This is a genomic window from Chitinilyticum litopenaei DSM 21440 (assembly GCF_000428145.1).
GTDB lineage: Bacteria > Pseudomonadota > Gammaproteobacteria > Burkholderiales > Chitinibacteraceae > Chitinilyticum > Chitinilyticum litopenaei.
Genome location: NZ_ATZJ01000002.1, coordinates 135,377 through 150,214 on the forward strand (window position 1 = coordinate 135,377; position 14,838 = coordinate 150,214).

The window sequence follows — 14,838 nt, forward strand, 5'->3', positions numbered from 1 at the left end:
GCGCAGCCCTGTTTGCTGTTTGCCGCCTTCAGAACAGCGCAGCGAGCTTGGGGTCGCCACTGCTCATCGCCAGCTCCAGGGCGGTATGCCCCCGGGCATCGAGCAGGGTCTTGTCGGCGTCATAGCTCAGCAAGAGCTCGATCATGCGGGCATTCTTGCTGTTGACGGCCATATGCAGCGGACTGCGCTCCTTGGCGTCCTGACGGTTGACGCTGGCGCCGGCTTCAAGCAGGCGCACCACCACGCGCATCTTGCCCGCACTCACGGCCAGCATCAGCGGGGTGTGGCCGTCGTTGTCGACCGGGTCGACGCTGGCGCCAGCATTGAGCAGGACTTCCACCGAATCGACGCTGCCGGAGGCGGCAGCATAATGCAGCGCGCGCTTGCCCTGCGCATCGGGCCACTCGATGGCGGCGCCGAGGCGGATCAGCGCCTCGATGCAATGCTCGTGGCCATACAGGGCTGCGCCCAGCAGCGCCGTGCTGTTGCTGTCGGGCAGCTTGGCATTCACCATCAGCCCGGCCTCGAGATGCTTGTGGATGGACTCGATGTCGCCGCGCTGGGCGGCGTCGACCAGCGTTTCCACCGTCAGCGTCACGCCATTGCTGCGCTTCTCGCCCTGCTGCATTTCGGCCGTTTCCCAGACATCGTCAAAATGCGAAAGCTTGGCTTCGGCCTGATGGCGCATGGCTTCGGTCTGATGGTTGCGCACCCAGCCGTAGAGGCGGAAGAGATCCTTGGCCACCGCCTCGGGAAAGCCCTCGCGGTCCCCGCGCTGGTCAAACAGCAGGCCGTTGAGGTAAACCAGCAATTCCGGCGTGCCCCAGAGCGAAATCATGCGCTCGACAATGCGCGGGAATTGCGTGGCCAGCGCGTGCGGGTATTGCGTTTCATCGCCGCCCAGTTTGTGCAGGAGATCCTGATTCATCGTCGTGCTCATGGTCGCGCGCTTCCCGTACTGATGATTTGTCAGTCTAGGATGTTGCAAGCGCAGAGCAAGTCAGCCGTGATAACCGGTGCAAACTTCAGACCAGCTGCAGAGTCTCGCGCTGCGCCAGTGCCGTCAGTGCCTCGCGCACGACCGCGCCCAGCGGATGCGGTTGCCAGCGCCAGTGCTGCAGGCTGGCCACTGGCAAGAGACCGAAGAGACTGTTGCTCAGCCAGAGCTGTTCGGACCTTGCCAGCTCTTCCAGCGTCATATCCGAGGGTATTGCCTCATAGCCCATACTGGAAAAAAGCTCCAGCAAGATACCCCGCATCACCCCGGCCACGCCGGAGTTAACCAGCGTCGGCGTCAGCACCCGCCGGCCCTGCAGCGCGAACACATTGCTGATCACCCCCTCGACGACCATGCCGTCGCGATCCAGCAGCAGGCCGTCGAAGATGGCCGGGTCCTGCCATTCCTGACGCGCCAGCACGTTTTCCAGGCGATTGAGATGCTTGACGCCGGCCAGCGCCGGCTGCCAGCTGGCACGGGTTTCGCACACGCGCAGCGTCACACCGTGCTCGAAATGGGCGGCGGGATACTGCGGCAGCGGCGCGGCCTGAACGATGCGGTTCGGCGTGCAGGCCGCCGGCACGGCATAGCCGCGCGCCGATTCGCCGCGCGTGATGATGATCTTTACCGTCGCGTCGCGCACGCCCAGCCGCCGCAGATCGTCCAGCAGCGTCGCCTCGTCCGGGCAGACGATGGCCAGCGCCGCGCAGTCCGCCCTGAGTTTCGCGTAATGCCGCGCCCAGAACGCCACGCCGCCCGCCTCGACCTTCAGCGTACGAAACACGCCGTCGCCGAACTGGATGGCGCGATCGGCCAGGCTGAGCGCCTCGGCCGGCTGGCCGTTGATCAGCTTCATTTGTTGACCTTCATTGGGTTACTCCCAGCGCGCGCAGGAGGCCGCGCGCCTTGTGGCGGGTTTCCTGCAGCTCGCGTTCGGCGTCCGAATCGGCGACGATGCCGGCGCCGGCGCGGAAATACAGCTGCTCGTCGCGCATCAGGAAGGTGCGGATCAGGATGTTCAGGTCCAGCGAGCCATCGCGGTTGATATAGCCCAGGCTGCCGGTGTAGGCGGCGCGCGGGCGGTCTTCCAGCTCGCGGATGATCTGCATGCAGCGCACCTTGGGGCAACCGGTGATGGTGCCGCCGGGGAACAGCGCGCGCAGCACGTCGGCCGCCGTCATGCCGTCGCGCAGCTGCGCGCGGATGTTCGATTCGATGTGATGCACGAAGGCGTAGGTCTCGACCGCCATCAGCTCGTCGACATGCACGCTGCCGGGCACGGCGATGCGGCCCAGGTCGTTGCGCTCCAGATCGACGAGCATGATGTGCTCGGCGCGCTCTTTGGGTGTGTCGATCAGGGCCTGCTTGAGGCGCGCATCCTCGGCCGGGTCGCTCGAGCGCGGGTGCGTGCCGGCGATGGGCCGGGTCTGCACGACGCCATCGCGCACGCTGACCAGGCGCTCGGGCGAGGAGCTGACAATCTGCAGCCCTTCCAGATCCAGCAGTGCGGAAAACGGCGCCGGGTTGGCGGCGCGCAAGGCGGCAAACACGTCGGCGGCGGCGCCCTGCGCCAGCGTCACGTCCCAGCCGCGCGACAGGTTCACCTGGAACACGTCGCCGTCGTAAATGTACTGCTTGCAGCGCGCCACGCCGTCGAGAAAGGCTTGCGGCGCGTCCTCGCTGATGGCCGCCACCTGCAATGGCCGGGGCTGCCAGCCGGAATCCGCGGCGAGCAGGGCCGCCAGCGCGTCGAGTTCTTCCGGCGTTTCCGCCAGCAGCGTCACTTCGCCGCTGCTGCGCTCGCACACCACGGCCGCCGGGCAGCGCACCAGCGCCGCCAGCGGGTAAGCGGATGTCCGCGCCGGCACCGTAGTCTCGAAGGTTTCCAGCAATTCATAAGCGGCATACAGCAGCCAGCCGCCATGAAACGGCAGATGGCAGGGCGTGACGGCGACGCGCGGCAAGGCGGCCAGATCGGCCACCAGCGCAGCACCTTCGTGCGCCTGATAGATACGGCTGGCGCGCGGCAGGGCAAACAGGATGTCCCAGCCGCTGCGCTGCGCTGATTGCAGCAGTGCAGGAAACTGTTGCGGATTGCCGGCGGCCAGCGCCAGCAGGTCGAGCCCCCGGGGACCGGGCCGGCTCACAATCCGGGTAGAGGGAATGGTCATCATGACCGGCATTTTAACAGGCCGCCGCCTTGCGGCTCAGCGCGTTTTCCCGAATTCGGCTAGCGGATCCGCATCCTGATTAGGTAGCCAGCTCAGCAACTTGTCATGCCGGCGAAGACCTGCATCCAGCGCGACGCTCGAACAGGCATTGCAACTGGACTCCGGCTTTCGCCGGAATGACGAATTGTACTTTGCTGAGGTTGCTACCTAATCAGGAACAGCATTGCGGCTGCGGCAGCACGCGACTTGAAATCGGCGCGCAGCCCCCAAGTTTGGTCTTAGCAACAAGCGGAGAGAACATCATGCGCATCCCCTTCCTGGCCCCCTTTGCCCTCGCGGCCCTGCTGTCCCCGTTCCTTGCCCAGGCCAGCGAAGTGCGCACGGTTCCCGCCGTTGATCTGCAGCGCTATCTTGGCCAGTGGTATGAAATTGCTGCCTTTCCGATGCGCTTCCAGGCCCAGTGCACCGGCGACACCACGGCCAGCTACACCCTGCGCGACGATGGCCAGATCGGTGTCGTCAATCGCTGCAAAACGGCCGACGGCAGCGTTGACAGCGCGAATGGCCGCGCCAAAGTGGTCGAAAACAGCGGCAATGCCCGCCTGCGCGTGACGTTTTTCTGGCCTTTCTATGGTGACTACTGGGTTATCGGACTGGATCCGGATTACCAGTGGGCCGTGGTCGGCCATCCCTCACGCGAGTACCTGTGGGTATTGAGCCGCAGCCCGCAACTGTCGCCACCGGCGCTGGAAGCGGCGCTGGCCAGTGCGAAAGCCCAGGGCTACAGTCTCGACAAGCTGCGCTTCACGCCGCAATCGGCGGCGGGCGCAAGGTAAGCCGCACGGCCGGTCTGGCCAGCAGCCGGGATACAGGCCTGCCGGCTGCCGCGTCCTGCCAAACCGGAAGAACAACAAGTGTCGCAGGTATGGAGCCACAGCCCATTACTACAAAGGGCTACAGCCATATACCCAGGATGATCAGTTCAGCGCATCGACGCTGTCTGCCGTATCGAGCAGCGATTCGATGGCGCGCTCGAACAGCGGCGCATCTTCCAGCAGGCGCAATCGGCCATTGCCCAGCATGCGGCGGAACAGCTGGACGCTGAGCAGGCTGGGCGCAGCCTGATCGGCCAGCGTCAATACCATGCTCGATTCGTTCGGGCTCATCCAGCACAGTTTGGCGGCCACCGGGCTGCCGACGATATTGATTTCGATCGCCACCCCGGCGCGCAGGCGGGCAAACAGTTCGTCGAATTCGGCCTCGGCCAGCGGGCCAATGCCCAGGCTTTCGTCATCATTGTTCGGCTGCGCAGCGACGAGCAGGTCGATGTGCTCCAGCTCGGCCTGGATTTCGCCAATGGCCTGCTGCAGGAGCACCGGATTGACCTGCTCCAGCGGCGGCAGGCTGGCGGGATCGGGCTCTTGGGCCGACTGACCGATGAAATCGCTGAACTGCGCACGCAGCTCGGCAATGCTGGGCACGGTCGCCGTCGTCTGGCTGACGCGCAGTGCATGCCGATGGGCCTCGACCAGCCAGCCCAGCAGGGCCTGCCGCTGCTCGGCATGCCAGGGGGTATGAACCAGCCCTTCATTCAGTGTGGCCAGCATCGGCGGAATCAGCGCCAGCAGGGTCTGCCGTTCGCTGCGGTCGGCTTTGGGTGCGATGCTCCACAAGAGCTCGGGCACCAGCATGCGGTAACGCAGGGCGCTCACCGGATCCTCGCGCTCGGCGAATTCGATGGCGTAGGCCCAAGTATTGCCAAGAAAATCCTGCAGATACGGGTCCAGCGTAAAGGGCGCGAGCGCGTCGGCCACCTGCGCGGTGATGCGGGCATAGCGCAGCGTGCGGCTCTCCGCGCTTTCCATGGCGCGCGCGGCGCGGTCGACCTTGTCGTTCGCCGCGCGCAGCTCGCGGGCGATGAAGGCATCCAGCTCGTCGAGCATGCTGGAAAACAGCGCAATGCCCTCATCCTCGCCGGCCAGCAGGGCCTCGATGATGCGGCGGATTTCCGCCGTGACGCGCTCGGCGCCGGGGTCGAGCTGCTGCAGGCCCTGGGCGATCGAGCCTATGCGGTTGACCAGGAGGCGCGCCGGATGATGCTTCTGCGAGAACAGCGCCGGATCCTGCAGCGCCGACTTCAGCACCAGCAATTGCAGGCGGCCAAGCTGGGCGCGGATTTCGGCGGGCACCTGGCCATCGCGCAGAATGAATTCGAACAGCATGCCGACGATGTCGATGATCATCTGTTCGTTGAGGTCGGCACTGGCCTCGCTCAGTTGCGGACGCATTTCCAGAATCAGGTTGCGAACCTGCCCTTCGCTGTCGAGCAGCGTGGCGCCGCCGGCAAAACTGGTCTGCTGCAGTTCGCTCAGCGAGTCTTTCAGCGAGGGCGTCAGCGGCAGTCCGGCGCGTGCCGGCACGCCACCGGTAAAGAAGCCGCGCACGGCCTGACCCAGACCCTGCACGCTGGCAAGCCAGCCGCCGGCCTGCGCGGCGGGCGCTTCGGGCTGCGCCAGCGCTACCGCCGACCAGCCACCCACCGCGACATCCGGCGTGACGCCGGCTGCCTGGGCGCGCACCAGTTCCAGCAAGCGGTTCAGGCGCTGCGGGGCCGCAGCCGCCTGGGCAGCAGTCAGCGTCTCGCCGGCCGCCGGCAGGGGGGCGTCATCCGCGGTGACGGGCATGTGACCAGGCAGCTGGCGAATGCGCAGCTGCAGCTGGGCGGCGATGCCGTGATTGGCCAGCAGCAGGTTGAGCTCGGCATAGATGCCCTGCACCTTGCCAAGCAGTTCATCCGCCAGTACGGCGGTCAGCAAGTCCTGCTGGCTGGGGGTGAGATTCAGCGTTTCAACCGCCATGCCCAGGCAACGCGACAGCAGATAGGGCCGGAAGGGGTTTTCGCGCTCGTTGATGTTGTCCTGGTCAAAGAGCACGGCCATGCGGATGTTCAGATCGCGCAACTGCTCCTCGGCCGAATGACGCATGCGCGTGGTGATTTCGTCGATGCGCAATTCGCCGTCAAAGGCCGAGACATCGACCAGGGAGAGTGACTGGCTGTTGAAGGCTTCGGAAAAGGATGGGCGAAAGGTGCTGTAGGCGGTCTGGTAACTGCGGTTGAGCAGGCGCTCCATGGCGGAAACCAGATTGTCCTGGATTTCCTGCTGCCGGGACATGACGATCACGCGGATATCGAGCAGATCGCGCTGCTCGACAATGCTTCCCGCCCGATCCGCCATGCCAAAGAGCGTGTCGGCCGCGCGGGCGATCAGGCCGTCGATGGCCTGATTGAACACCCGCAGGAAGGTGGTCCGCGTGATGTTTAGCAGATCGTTTCTGTCCATGACCATCCAACTTGTTCGGTATGTTGTCGTTATTGCTGGCTGTTGCGCACCAGAGGGCCGGCGCCTGTCCGGCACCGACGCGCGATTATAAGCGCTTCACCTTACGCCGCGTAGATTGCGGCGACAAGCAGCAGACAATGGGGCGGCCCTGCGGGGTGAACGGCAGCGGGCGGCGTCCGCCGGACATGCAAAAAACAACAGCCACCCGAAGGTGGCTGTTGTGGCAGGGCTGGCAAGTGCCTGCTTATACCCGCTTGAATACCAGCGTGCCGTTGGTGCCGCCAAAACCGAAGGAATTGGAGATCGCCACGTCAATCTTCATGTCGCGGGCGGTATTGGCGCAGTAGTCCAGATCGCAGCCGGCCTCGATGTCCTGCTCGACCAGATTGATGGTCGGCGGGGAAACCTGGTTGTGGATGGCCAGAATCGAGTAGATCGCCTCGACACCGCCGGCACCGCCCAGCAGATGGCCGGTCATCGACTTGGTCGAGTTCACCACCAGCTTCTTGGCATGTTCGCCAAACGCCAGCTTCAGCGCATTGGTTTCATTGGCGTCGCCCAGCGGGGTCGAGGTGCCGTGCGCGTTCACGTACTGCACTTCGTCCGGATTCACACCGGCATCGCGCAGCGCGTTGGCCACGCCGCGCGCCGGGCCCTCGGCATTCGGTGCGGTGATGTGGTGCGCATCCGAGCTCATGCCAAAACCCACCAGCTCGGCGTAAATCTTCGCGCCGCGCTTCCTGGCATGTTCGTATTCTTCGAGCACCAGCACGCCGGCACCCTCGCCCATCACGAAGCCGTCGCGGCCCTTGTCCCAGGGACGCGAGGCCGTCGCCGGATCGTCGTTGCGGGTGGACAGCGCCTTCATTGCGGCAAAGCCGCCCACGCCCAGACGCGAAATCGCGCCCTCGGCGCCGCCTGCCACCATCACGTCGGCATCGCCGTACTGGATGATGCGGGCTGCGTCGCCAATGGCGTGCGCGCCGGTCGTGCAGGCGGAAACAATGCCGTAGCTGGGGCCCTGATAGCCCTTGAGAATGGTCACGTGGCCGGCAATCAGGTTGATCAGCGAACCCGGAATGAAGAAGGGACCGATCTTGCGCGGGCCGCCTTCGATCAGGTCGACACCGGTGTTCTCGATCAGCGGCAGACCGCCGATGCCGGAACCGATATTGACGCCAACGCGGGTCTTGTCGAGGTCGGCCACATCGTCCAGGCCGGAATCGGTCACGGCCTGCAGCGCAGCAGCAATGCCGAAATGGATGAACAGATCCATGCGGCGGGCGTCTTTCGGGCTGATGTACTGGCTGATGTCGAAATCGCGCACTTCACCGGCAATCTGGCAAGCCAGGTCGCTGGCGTCGAAACGGGTGATGCGGCCGATGCCGGACTTGCCGGCCAAGAGATTGGCCCAGCCGGTGGCGACATCATTGCCGATCGGCGAAACATGGCCCAGGCCAGTGACCACTACTCTGCGTTTGGACACAGTGGAACTCTCCAGAAACGATGCCGGCAACACGTCCGGCATGGCGCCTGCGAATGCGCAGGCCGAATGCGACAAGACCCCTGCGCTGACTGCATGAGTCAGGGCAGAGGTCTGTAAACAAGGCGGATTACTTGCTCAGGTTGGCGCTGACGTAGTCAACGGCTTGCTGAACGGTAGTGATCTTTTCAGCTTCTTCGTCGGGGATTTCGCACTCGAATTCTTCTTCGAGAGCCATCACCAGTTCAACGGTGTCAAGGGAGTCGGCGCCGAGGTCGTTCACGAAGGACGACTCGATCTTGACGTCGGTTTCCGGCACGCCAAGTTGTTCGGCTACGATTTTCTTAACGCGTTGTTCGATGTTTTCCATGGATTTTTCCCAAGCCTTCCTAGCTGTGTTGGATGAAAAGCGACCGCATTCTATCAAAAATCCGCGCGCATGTAACGGCGCGTATTTGCATTCGGTCAAACGGGCGCAGTCTAACCGAGGCGGCGGCAATTGCAAATAGACCGCCGCCCGGTGTCACATTTACTTCATCGGCCCGGCGGTTTGCCGCAGACCTGAATCAGTTCATGAACATGCCGCCGTTGACATGCATGGTGTTGCCGGTGATATAGGACGCGCGATCCGAAGCGAGGAAACCGACGGCGTCGGCGATGTCCTTCGGCAGGCCCAGACGGCCCAGCGCAATCGCCTCGACCAGCTTGGCCTTCTGCTCGTCCGGCAGCGCCTTGGTCATGTCGGTGTCGATGAAACCGGGCGCAACCGCATTGACCGTCACGCCGCGGCTGCCGATTTCCTTGGCCAGCGACTTGGTGAAGCCGAACAGCGCGGCCTTGGCGGCCGAGTAGTTGGTCTGCCCGGCATTGCCGGTCGCGCCGACGACGGAAGCAATATTGATGATGCGCCCCCAGCGCGCCTTCATCATGCCGCGCATCACCGCCTTGCTGAGCTGGTACACCGGCTTGAGGTTGGTGGCCATGATGGCGTCCCACTCCTCGTCCTTCATGCGCATCAGCAGATTGTCGCGCGTGATGCCGGCGTTGTTGACCAGCACGGCGACCGGGCCGTAGTCCTTTTCGATGGCGGCGATGATGGCCTCGCAGGCGCCCTCTTCGGTCACATTCAGGCGCAGGCCCGCGCCGGCGGCACCGGCTTCTTTCAGATAAGCGGTAATCGCTTCGGCGCCGCTGTCGCTGGTCGCGGTACCGATCACGGTAGCACCCTGGCTGGCGAGCTCGAGCGCGATGGCCTGACCGATGCCACGGGATGCGCCGGTCACCAGCGCGACTTTTCCTGCAAGACTCATGGTTCAATCCTTGTTGTGCGTGCCAGCTTGCGCCGGCAAACCAGATACATGACAACCCATAACGCTGCAGCCTTTACTCAAGAAAGGCTGCAACAGCATACCCTTAGAGAACAGCCTTGAGCTCGTCAAAGGCGGCGAGGCTGGTCAGCGCGACGTGCTGCGCATCGGCGGCCAGACGCTTGTTCAAGCCAACCAGCACCTTGCCCGGACCGCATTCGGCAATCACCGACGCGCCATCGGCCGCCATTTTCTGCACGGTTTCCACCCAGCGCACCGGCTGATACAGCTGGCGCGTCAGCGCGTCGCGGATCTGCGCCGGATCGGTGTAGGCCACGACGTCGGCATTGTGGATCACCGGGAAGGTCGGCGCGGAAATGGTGATCTGCGCAAGCGCTGCGGCCAGCTTTTCGGCGGCCGGCTTCATCAGCGCGCAGTGCGAGGGCACCGACACCGGCAGCGGCAGCGCGCGCTTGGCGCCCTTGTCCTTGCACAGTGCCATCGCTCTTTCAACCGCCGCTTTGTTGCCGGCGATCACTACCTGGCCCTGCGAATTGAAATTCACCGCCTCGACAACCTCGCCCTGCGCGGCCTCGGCACATGCGGCAACAATATCAGCATCGGCCAGGCCCAGAATCGCCGCCATCGCGCCGACGCCTTCCGGCACCGCAGCCTGCATGGCTTCGGCACGCAGGCGCACCAGACGCACGGCATCGGCAAAGGCAATCGAACCGGCGCAGGCCAGCGCGGTGTATTCGCCCAGCGAATGGCCGGCAGCCACCACCGGCAGCGCGCCGCCCTGCGCGGTCCACGCGCGGAAGACCGCCACGCCGGCGGTCAGCATCAGCGGCTGGGTGTTGACGGTGGCATTGATGACGGCCACATCGGCGTCGGGCTGGATCATCGCCCACAGATCCTGGCCCAGCGCGGCACTGGCTTCTTCAAAGGTCTGGCGCACGCTGGCGTCATCAAGAAAGCCGGCCATCATGCCCAGCGACTGCGAACCCTGACCGGGGAATACGAAAGCAAGAGACATGTGTAAAACCTCGTAAGGTGTGAGGTGTGAGGTGTGAGGCGCAAGTGCGATGCAAGGTTTTACACCACCCCCCTCACGCCTCTCCCCTCACCCAAATTAAAATTTGGCCAGCACCGAGCCCCAGGCAAAACCGCCACCGATGCCTTCCATCAGGATGGTCTGGCCGCGCTGGATGCGGCCGCTTTTCACGCCGGCATCGAGCGCCAGCGGAATCGACGCGGCCGAGGTATTGCCGTGCTCGGCCACCGTGACAATGACCTTGTCCATGGACAGCTGCAAGTGCTTGGCGGTGGACTCGATGATGCGGATATTGGCTTGGTGCGGCACCAGCCAGTCGATGTCCGCCTTGTCCAGGCCCGCTTTTTCCAGCGTTTCTTCGGCGACGGCCGACAGCGCCTTCACGGCAAACTTGAAGACCGCGCTGCCATCCATGTGGATGAAGGCCTCGCCGTCGATGGCGTTGGCCACCGTGCGGCCCGGCGTTTTCAGAATGCCGTTGTAGCGGCCGTCGGCGTGCAGGTGCGTCGCCAGAATGCCGGTTTCCTCGTCACTTTTGAGCACCACGGCGCCGGCGCCGTCACCGAACAGCACGCAGGTGTTGCGGTCGTTCCAGTTGACGATGTTCGAGAGCTTTTCCGCGCCAACGACGACGGCGCACTTCGCCGCGCCGCTCTTGATGAACTGGTCGGCGGTGGTCAGCGCATAGACGAAACCGGCGCACACGGCCTGCATGTCAAAAGCCGGAAAGCCGTGCACACCCAGCTTCTCCTGCAAGATGCACGCGGTAGACGGAAAGATGTTGTCGGGCGTGGTGGTGGCGACGATCAGCAGATCGACTTCGCCGGCGGTGACGCCAGCACTGGCGAGCGCTTGCTGCACCGCAGCCAGCGCCATGTCGGACGTGCTTTCCTCTGCCGCGGCGATATGGCGCTGACGGATGCCGGTGCGCGCCACAATCCATTCGTCACTGGTCTCGACCCTGGCCGCCAGATCGTGGTTGCTCAGGATGCGCTCGGGCAGATAACTGCCCGTGCCTGCAATGCGGGAAAACATAAACGGACTCCTTCGTTTGGCAGGCGTCGTGAAAACAGCCTGCGGCCCGTTTTTCACGGCAAAGCCGGGAAAAATGCCTGAAAAACAACAATAAACCCTTGACTGTACAAGTGGCGACTTGCGCCGGGCCGTACCCGGCGGCGGATGCCGGCGAAAACCCGGCTTTTAACACACTGCGGACGCTGCAGCAGCCTGCCGGAACGCCGTTTACTGCACCGCCGCCGACTCGCCCAGATCGGCGACCTGCTGCTGCACCTGATCGGTAATGCGCTGGATGACCCCAGCGCGCGCCTCTTCCAGCGCCTGCTTGAGCGCCCAGTAAAAGGCCAGCTCGTCGGCGCCGCCGTGGCTTTTCACCACGATGCCGCGCAGCCCCAGCAGCGAGGCGCCATTGTAGCGGCGCGGATCCATACGCTTCCTGAACCGGTTGAGTACCGGCATCGCGCACAGGGCCAGCAGCTTGCTGACGGGGCCTCGGGTGAATTCTTCCTTGATGAAGTCGGCCATCATCTTGGCCAGCCCTTCGGATGCCTTCAGCGCGATATTGCCGGGAAAGCCGTCGCAGGCAATCACATCGACATTGCCGCTGTAGAGATCGTCACCTTCGACATTGCCGATGAAATTCAGCGGGGACTGGCGCAACAGTTCGGCCGCCCCCTTGACCTGCTCATTGCCCTTGATTTCTTCCTCACCCACATTGAGCAGGCCGACTCGCGGACGGGGCTGCTGACGCAGCGCCTCGAACAGCGCCGAGCCCATGATGGCGAACTGCACCAGTTGCGCGGCAGTGCAATCGACATTGGCGCCCAGATCCAGCACGCAGGTCTCACCCCCCTTGCGGGTTGGCAGCAGCTTGGCAATCGCCGGACGATCCACCCCCGGGATGGTTTTCAGCACGAAACGTGCGGTGGCCATCAGCGCCCCGGTATTGCCGGCCGAGACACAGGCATTGGCCTCGCCGGTCTTGACCAGATTGATCGCCACGCGCATTGATGAATCTTTCTTGTTCTTCATCGCCGACTGCGGCGACTCGTCCATCGCGACCACTTCACTGGCCGGATGCACGCGCAGGCGCGGGCCGGTTTCGGTGCGATGCGCCTTCAGCTCGGCGGCAATGGCGTCGGGCAGGCCGACCAGCACCACATCGACATCGGCATGCTCGCGCAGGAAGCGCAACACGGCCGGCACGGTCACGTGCGTACCGTGATCGCCGCCCATTGCATCAACTGCTACGGTAATTTCCATCAGGCTATCCAGAATGACGAACGGCGCAAACAGGATTGCCTGTTTGCGCCGTTGAGACTAAATCTTTGCTTGCGCAAGGATTTAATGAATTACTCGCCCTTGGCCTTGACCACGCGACGGCCCTTGTAGAAGCCATCCGGGCTGACGTGATGCGGACGATGCACGGTGCCGCGCTCGTCAACGGCGATCGCCGGAGCGGTCAGGAAATCGTGAGCGCGGTGCATGCCACGCTTGGACGGGGACTTTTTGTTCTGTTGAACGGCCATGATTACTACTCCTTGAAAACCAGTTTTTCAGTTTCAGTTATTCCGCTTTCCTGGTTTTCAACTGAGCCAGGACAGCAAACGGATTCGGTTTGTCCGACACGATCATGACGTCATCGGCGTCACAACGGTCGTGGCGCGGCGCGTACGGCAGCGCCAGCAATACTTCTTCTTCGACCAGCGCCAGCACATCCAGCGCGGGATCGATCAGCAGGCCCTCGAGGTCTTCGTCAGCCTCTTCGGCTTCGTCCAGCAGAGCCTCGTCGGCAAACTGGGTCAGTACCGTCTCGCAGGCCAGCTGGAATGGCATGGCCTTGAGACAGCGCTGGCAGCGCAATTGCAGCTCGCCGCTGACCTGCAGGAACAGATAAGGCCGCTCCAGCTTGTCGACACCGCCTTCCAGCGACCAGACCAGCTCGGCAGCATGATCCAGCACGGCATCGGCCAGTCGCGGCAGGCTTGCTACCGCCACTTTTCCTGCCAGCTGCTCGCGGGCAATCGCAAATTCTGCGCTATTGATCACGGACATGGCAAGCATCGGCAACCCAAGAAACCGCGCATGATACAATCCCGCCACACTGGCTGTCAAAGCTTTAGACGCGCACCAATCCGGAATTCACATGCAAAAACAAGCCCCTTTCACGTCCGAGGCCGCCCTGCCGCTGGTGCTGGCCTCCACCTCGCCCTATCGCCGCGAGCTGCTGCAGCGCCTGGCCCTGCCCTTCTCAGTCGCCAGCCCCGAGGTCGACGAAACGCCGCTGGCAGGTGAAACGGCGCACGCCACCAGTCTGCGGCTGGCCATGGCCAAGGCCCAGGTTTTGCGCGAGCGCTTTCCCGCCCACCTGCTGATCGGCTCGGACCAGGTCGCGCTGCTCGACGGCGTGCAGCTCGGCAAACCGGGCACACACGAGCGCGCCGTCGCGCAGCTGCAATTGATGCGCGGGCGCACCATCGAATTCCACACCGCGCTGGCGCTCCACAACAGCCAGAGCGGCAATACGCAGACCCATGTCGACATCACCCGCGTGGTGATGCGCGACTATGACGACGCCACCATCGAACGCTACCTGCGCCATGAACAGCCCTACAACTGCGCCGGCAGCGCCAAGACCGAAGGCCTGGGCGTGGTGCTGATCGCGCGCATCGACAACAGTGACCCGACCGCCATCATCGGCCTGCCCATGATCGCGCTGAGCACCATGCTGATGAACGAAGGAGTGCAACTGGTATGAGCGGCACCCTGTACCTGATCCCGACTCCGCTGGGTGGCGACACGCTCGCCGACATCCTGCCGGCCGACGTCATCGGCATCGCGCAGCGGCTCACGCATTTCATCGTCGAGGCGCCGAAAACCGCGCGCGCGCACCTGAAACGCTTCGGCACCCCGCACGAGCTGCGCAGCCTGTGGATGCAGGAGCTGAACGAGCACAGCAAGGACGGCAATCTCGCCAGCCTGCTGGAGCCCCTGCTGGCCGGCCACGACGTCGGACTGATGAGCGAAGCCGGTTGCCCGGGCGTCGCCGACCCCGGCGCCAATCTGGTGCGCCTCGCGCATCGCAAGGGCATACGCGTGATGCCGCTGGTCGGCCCATCGTCGATCCTGCTCGCGCTGATGGGCTCGGGCGCCAATGGCCAGAAATTCCGCTTCAACGGCTATCTGCCGGCGAACGATGTCGAGCGCGTTGCGGCAATCAGGGCGCTGGAAACCAGCTCGCAGAAGGAAAAACAGGCCGAACTGTTTATCGAAACGCCCTATCGCAACAAGGCGCTGCTCGATGCCTTGCTGACCAGCGCGCGCCCGCAAACGCTGCTCACCGTCGCCTGCAACCTCAGCCTGGCGGATCAGTATCTGAAAAGCCTCAGCATTGCCGACTGGCAACGCAGCCCCGCGCCGGACCTGCACAAGAAACCAACCGTCTTTGTGCTCTACGCCGCCTGATAC

At 63.9% G+C, this 14,838-nt stretch carries 15 protein-coding genes; 3 read left to right on the top strand and 12 right to left on the bottom strand.

All coding sequences use genetic code 11. The features are described 5' to 3' along the window. Positions 1-28: 28 nt before the first annotated feature. The 3 genes from C515_RS22230 to C515_RS0102605 all read right to left on the bottom strand — a co-directional run bounded on the left by C515_RS22230 (position 29) and on the right by C515_RS0102605 (position 3,171). Positions 29-940: an ankyrin repeat domain-containing protein gene (locus C515_RS22230; RefSeq protein WP_081686706.1), complete on the bottom strand. Its 912-nt coding sequence runs from the start codon at positions 938-940 to the stop codon at positions 29-31. An 85-nt stretch (positions 941-1,025) separates the two neighbouring features. Then, positions 1,026-1,853, bottom strand: coding sequence for an aminodeoxychorismate lyase (pabC, locus tag C515_RS0102600; protein WP_028454252.1), 828 nt, complete (start codon positions 1,851-1,853; stop codon positions 1,026-1,028). 10 nt (positions 1,854-1,863) lie between these two features. Beyond that, positions 1,864-3,171 carry an aminodeoxychorismate synthase component I gene (locus C515_RS0102605; RefSeq protein WP_245574973.1) on the bottom strand — a complete coding sequence of 436 codons (1,308 nt, stop codon included), beginning with the start codon at positions 3,169-3,171 and terminating at the stop codon, positions 1,864-1,866. Positions 3,172-3,470: 299 nt separating this feature from the next. Between C515_RS0102605 and C515_RS0102610 the strand changes: the two genes are divergently transcribed. Beyond that, entirely contained in the window at positions 3,471-4,004 is a 534-nt protein-coding gene (locus C515_RS0102610) for a lipocalin family protein (RefSeq protein WP_043647818.1), read from the top strand. Positions 4,005-4,145: 141 nt separating this feature from the next. Here C515_RS0102610 and C515_RS0102615 read toward each other — a convergent pair whose 3' ends face one another. From C515_RS0102615 to C515_RS0102655, 9 genes are all read right to left on the bottom strand, one after another. Further along, a complete protein-coding gene (locus C515_RS0102615; RefSeq protein ID WP_158380766.1) occupies positions 4,146-6,509 on the bottom strand; it encodes a DUF1631 family protein in 2,364 nt (787 codons plus the stop codon). A 244-nt stretch (positions 6,510-6,753) separates the two neighbouring features. Further along, positions 6,754-7,995, bottom strand: a complete 1,242-nt coding sequence (fabF, locus tag C515_RS0102620) for a beta-ketoacyl-ACP synthase II (protein WP_028454256.1) — start codon at positions 7,993-7,995, stop codon at positions 6,754-6,756. A gap of 127 nt (positions 7,996-8,122) precedes the next feature. Beyond that, positions 8,123-8,362 carry an acyl carrier protein gene (gene acpP, locus C515_RS0102625; protein ID WP_028452126.1) on the bottom strand — a complete coding sequence of 80 codons (240 nt, stop codon included), beginning with the start codon at positions 8,360-8,362 and terminating at the stop codon, positions 8,123-8,125. A 196-nt stretch (positions 8,363-8,558) separates the two neighbouring features. Then, positions 8,559-9,302, bottom strand: coding sequence for a 3-oxoacyl-ACP reductase FabG (fabG, locus tag C515_RS0102630; protein ID WP_028454257.1), 744 nt, complete (start codon positions 9,300-9,302; stop codon positions 8,559-8,561). A gap of 103 nt (positions 9,303-9,405) precedes the next feature. Next, the gene (gene fabD / locus C515_RS0102635; RefSeq protein WP_028454258.1) at positions 9,406-10,335 is read right to left on the bottom strand and encodes an ACP S-malonyltransferase; all 930 of its coding nucleotides are present in this window, start codon (positions 10,333-10,335) and stop codon (positions 9,406-9,408) included. Positions 10,336-10,431: 96 nt separating this feature from the next. Beyond that, entirely contained in the window at positions 10,432-11,388 is a 957-nt protein-coding gene (locus tag C515_RS0102640; protein WP_028454259.1) for a beta-ketoacyl-ACP synthase III, read from the bottom strand. Positions 11,389-11,595: 207 nt separating this feature from the next. Beyond that, positions 11,596-12,633 (bottom strand): phosphate acyltransferase PlsX, encoded by a 1,038-nt coding sequence (gene plsX, locus C515_RS0102645; protein ID WP_028454260.1) that lies wholly within the window; start codon positions 12,631-12,633, stop codon positions 11,596-11,598. An 89-nt stretch (positions 12,634-12,722) separates the two neighbouring features. Beyond that, positions 12,723-12,899 carry a 50S ribosomal protein L32 gene (gene rpmF, locus C515_RS0102650; protein ID WP_028454261.1) on the bottom strand — a complete coding sequence of 59 codons (177 nt, stop codon included), beginning with the start codon at positions 12,897-12,899 and terminating at the stop codon, positions 12,723-12,725. Positions 12,900-12,936: 37 nt separating this feature from the next. Further along, on the bottom strand, positions 12,937-13,425 hold the full coding sequence (locus C515_RS0102655; protein WP_245574974.1) for a YceD family protein: 489 nt from the start codon (positions 13,423-13,425) through the stop codon (positions 12,937-12,939). A gap of 91 nt (positions 13,426-13,516) precedes the next feature. Between C515_RS0102655 and C515_RS0102660 the strand changes: the two genes are divergently transcribed. Both C515_RS0102660 and C515_RS0102665 read left to right on the top strand, forming a co-directional pair. Further along, positions 13,517-14,128 (top strand): Maf family nucleotide pyrophosphatase, encoded by a 612-nt coding sequence (locus tag C515_RS0102660; protein WP_051304558.1) that lies wholly within the window; start codon positions 13,517-13,519, stop codon positions 14,126-14,128. Further along, positions 14,125-14,835 carry an SAM-dependent methyltransferase gene (locus C515_RS0102665; protein ID WP_028454264.1) on the top strand — a complete coding sequence of 237 codons (711 nt, stop codon included), beginning with the start codon at positions 14,125-14,127 and terminating at the stop codon, positions 14,833-14,835. Before C515_RS0102660 ends, C515_RS0102665 begins: the two co-directional genes overlap by 4 nt. The last annotated feature ends 3 nt before the right edge of the window (positions 14,836-14,838 follow it).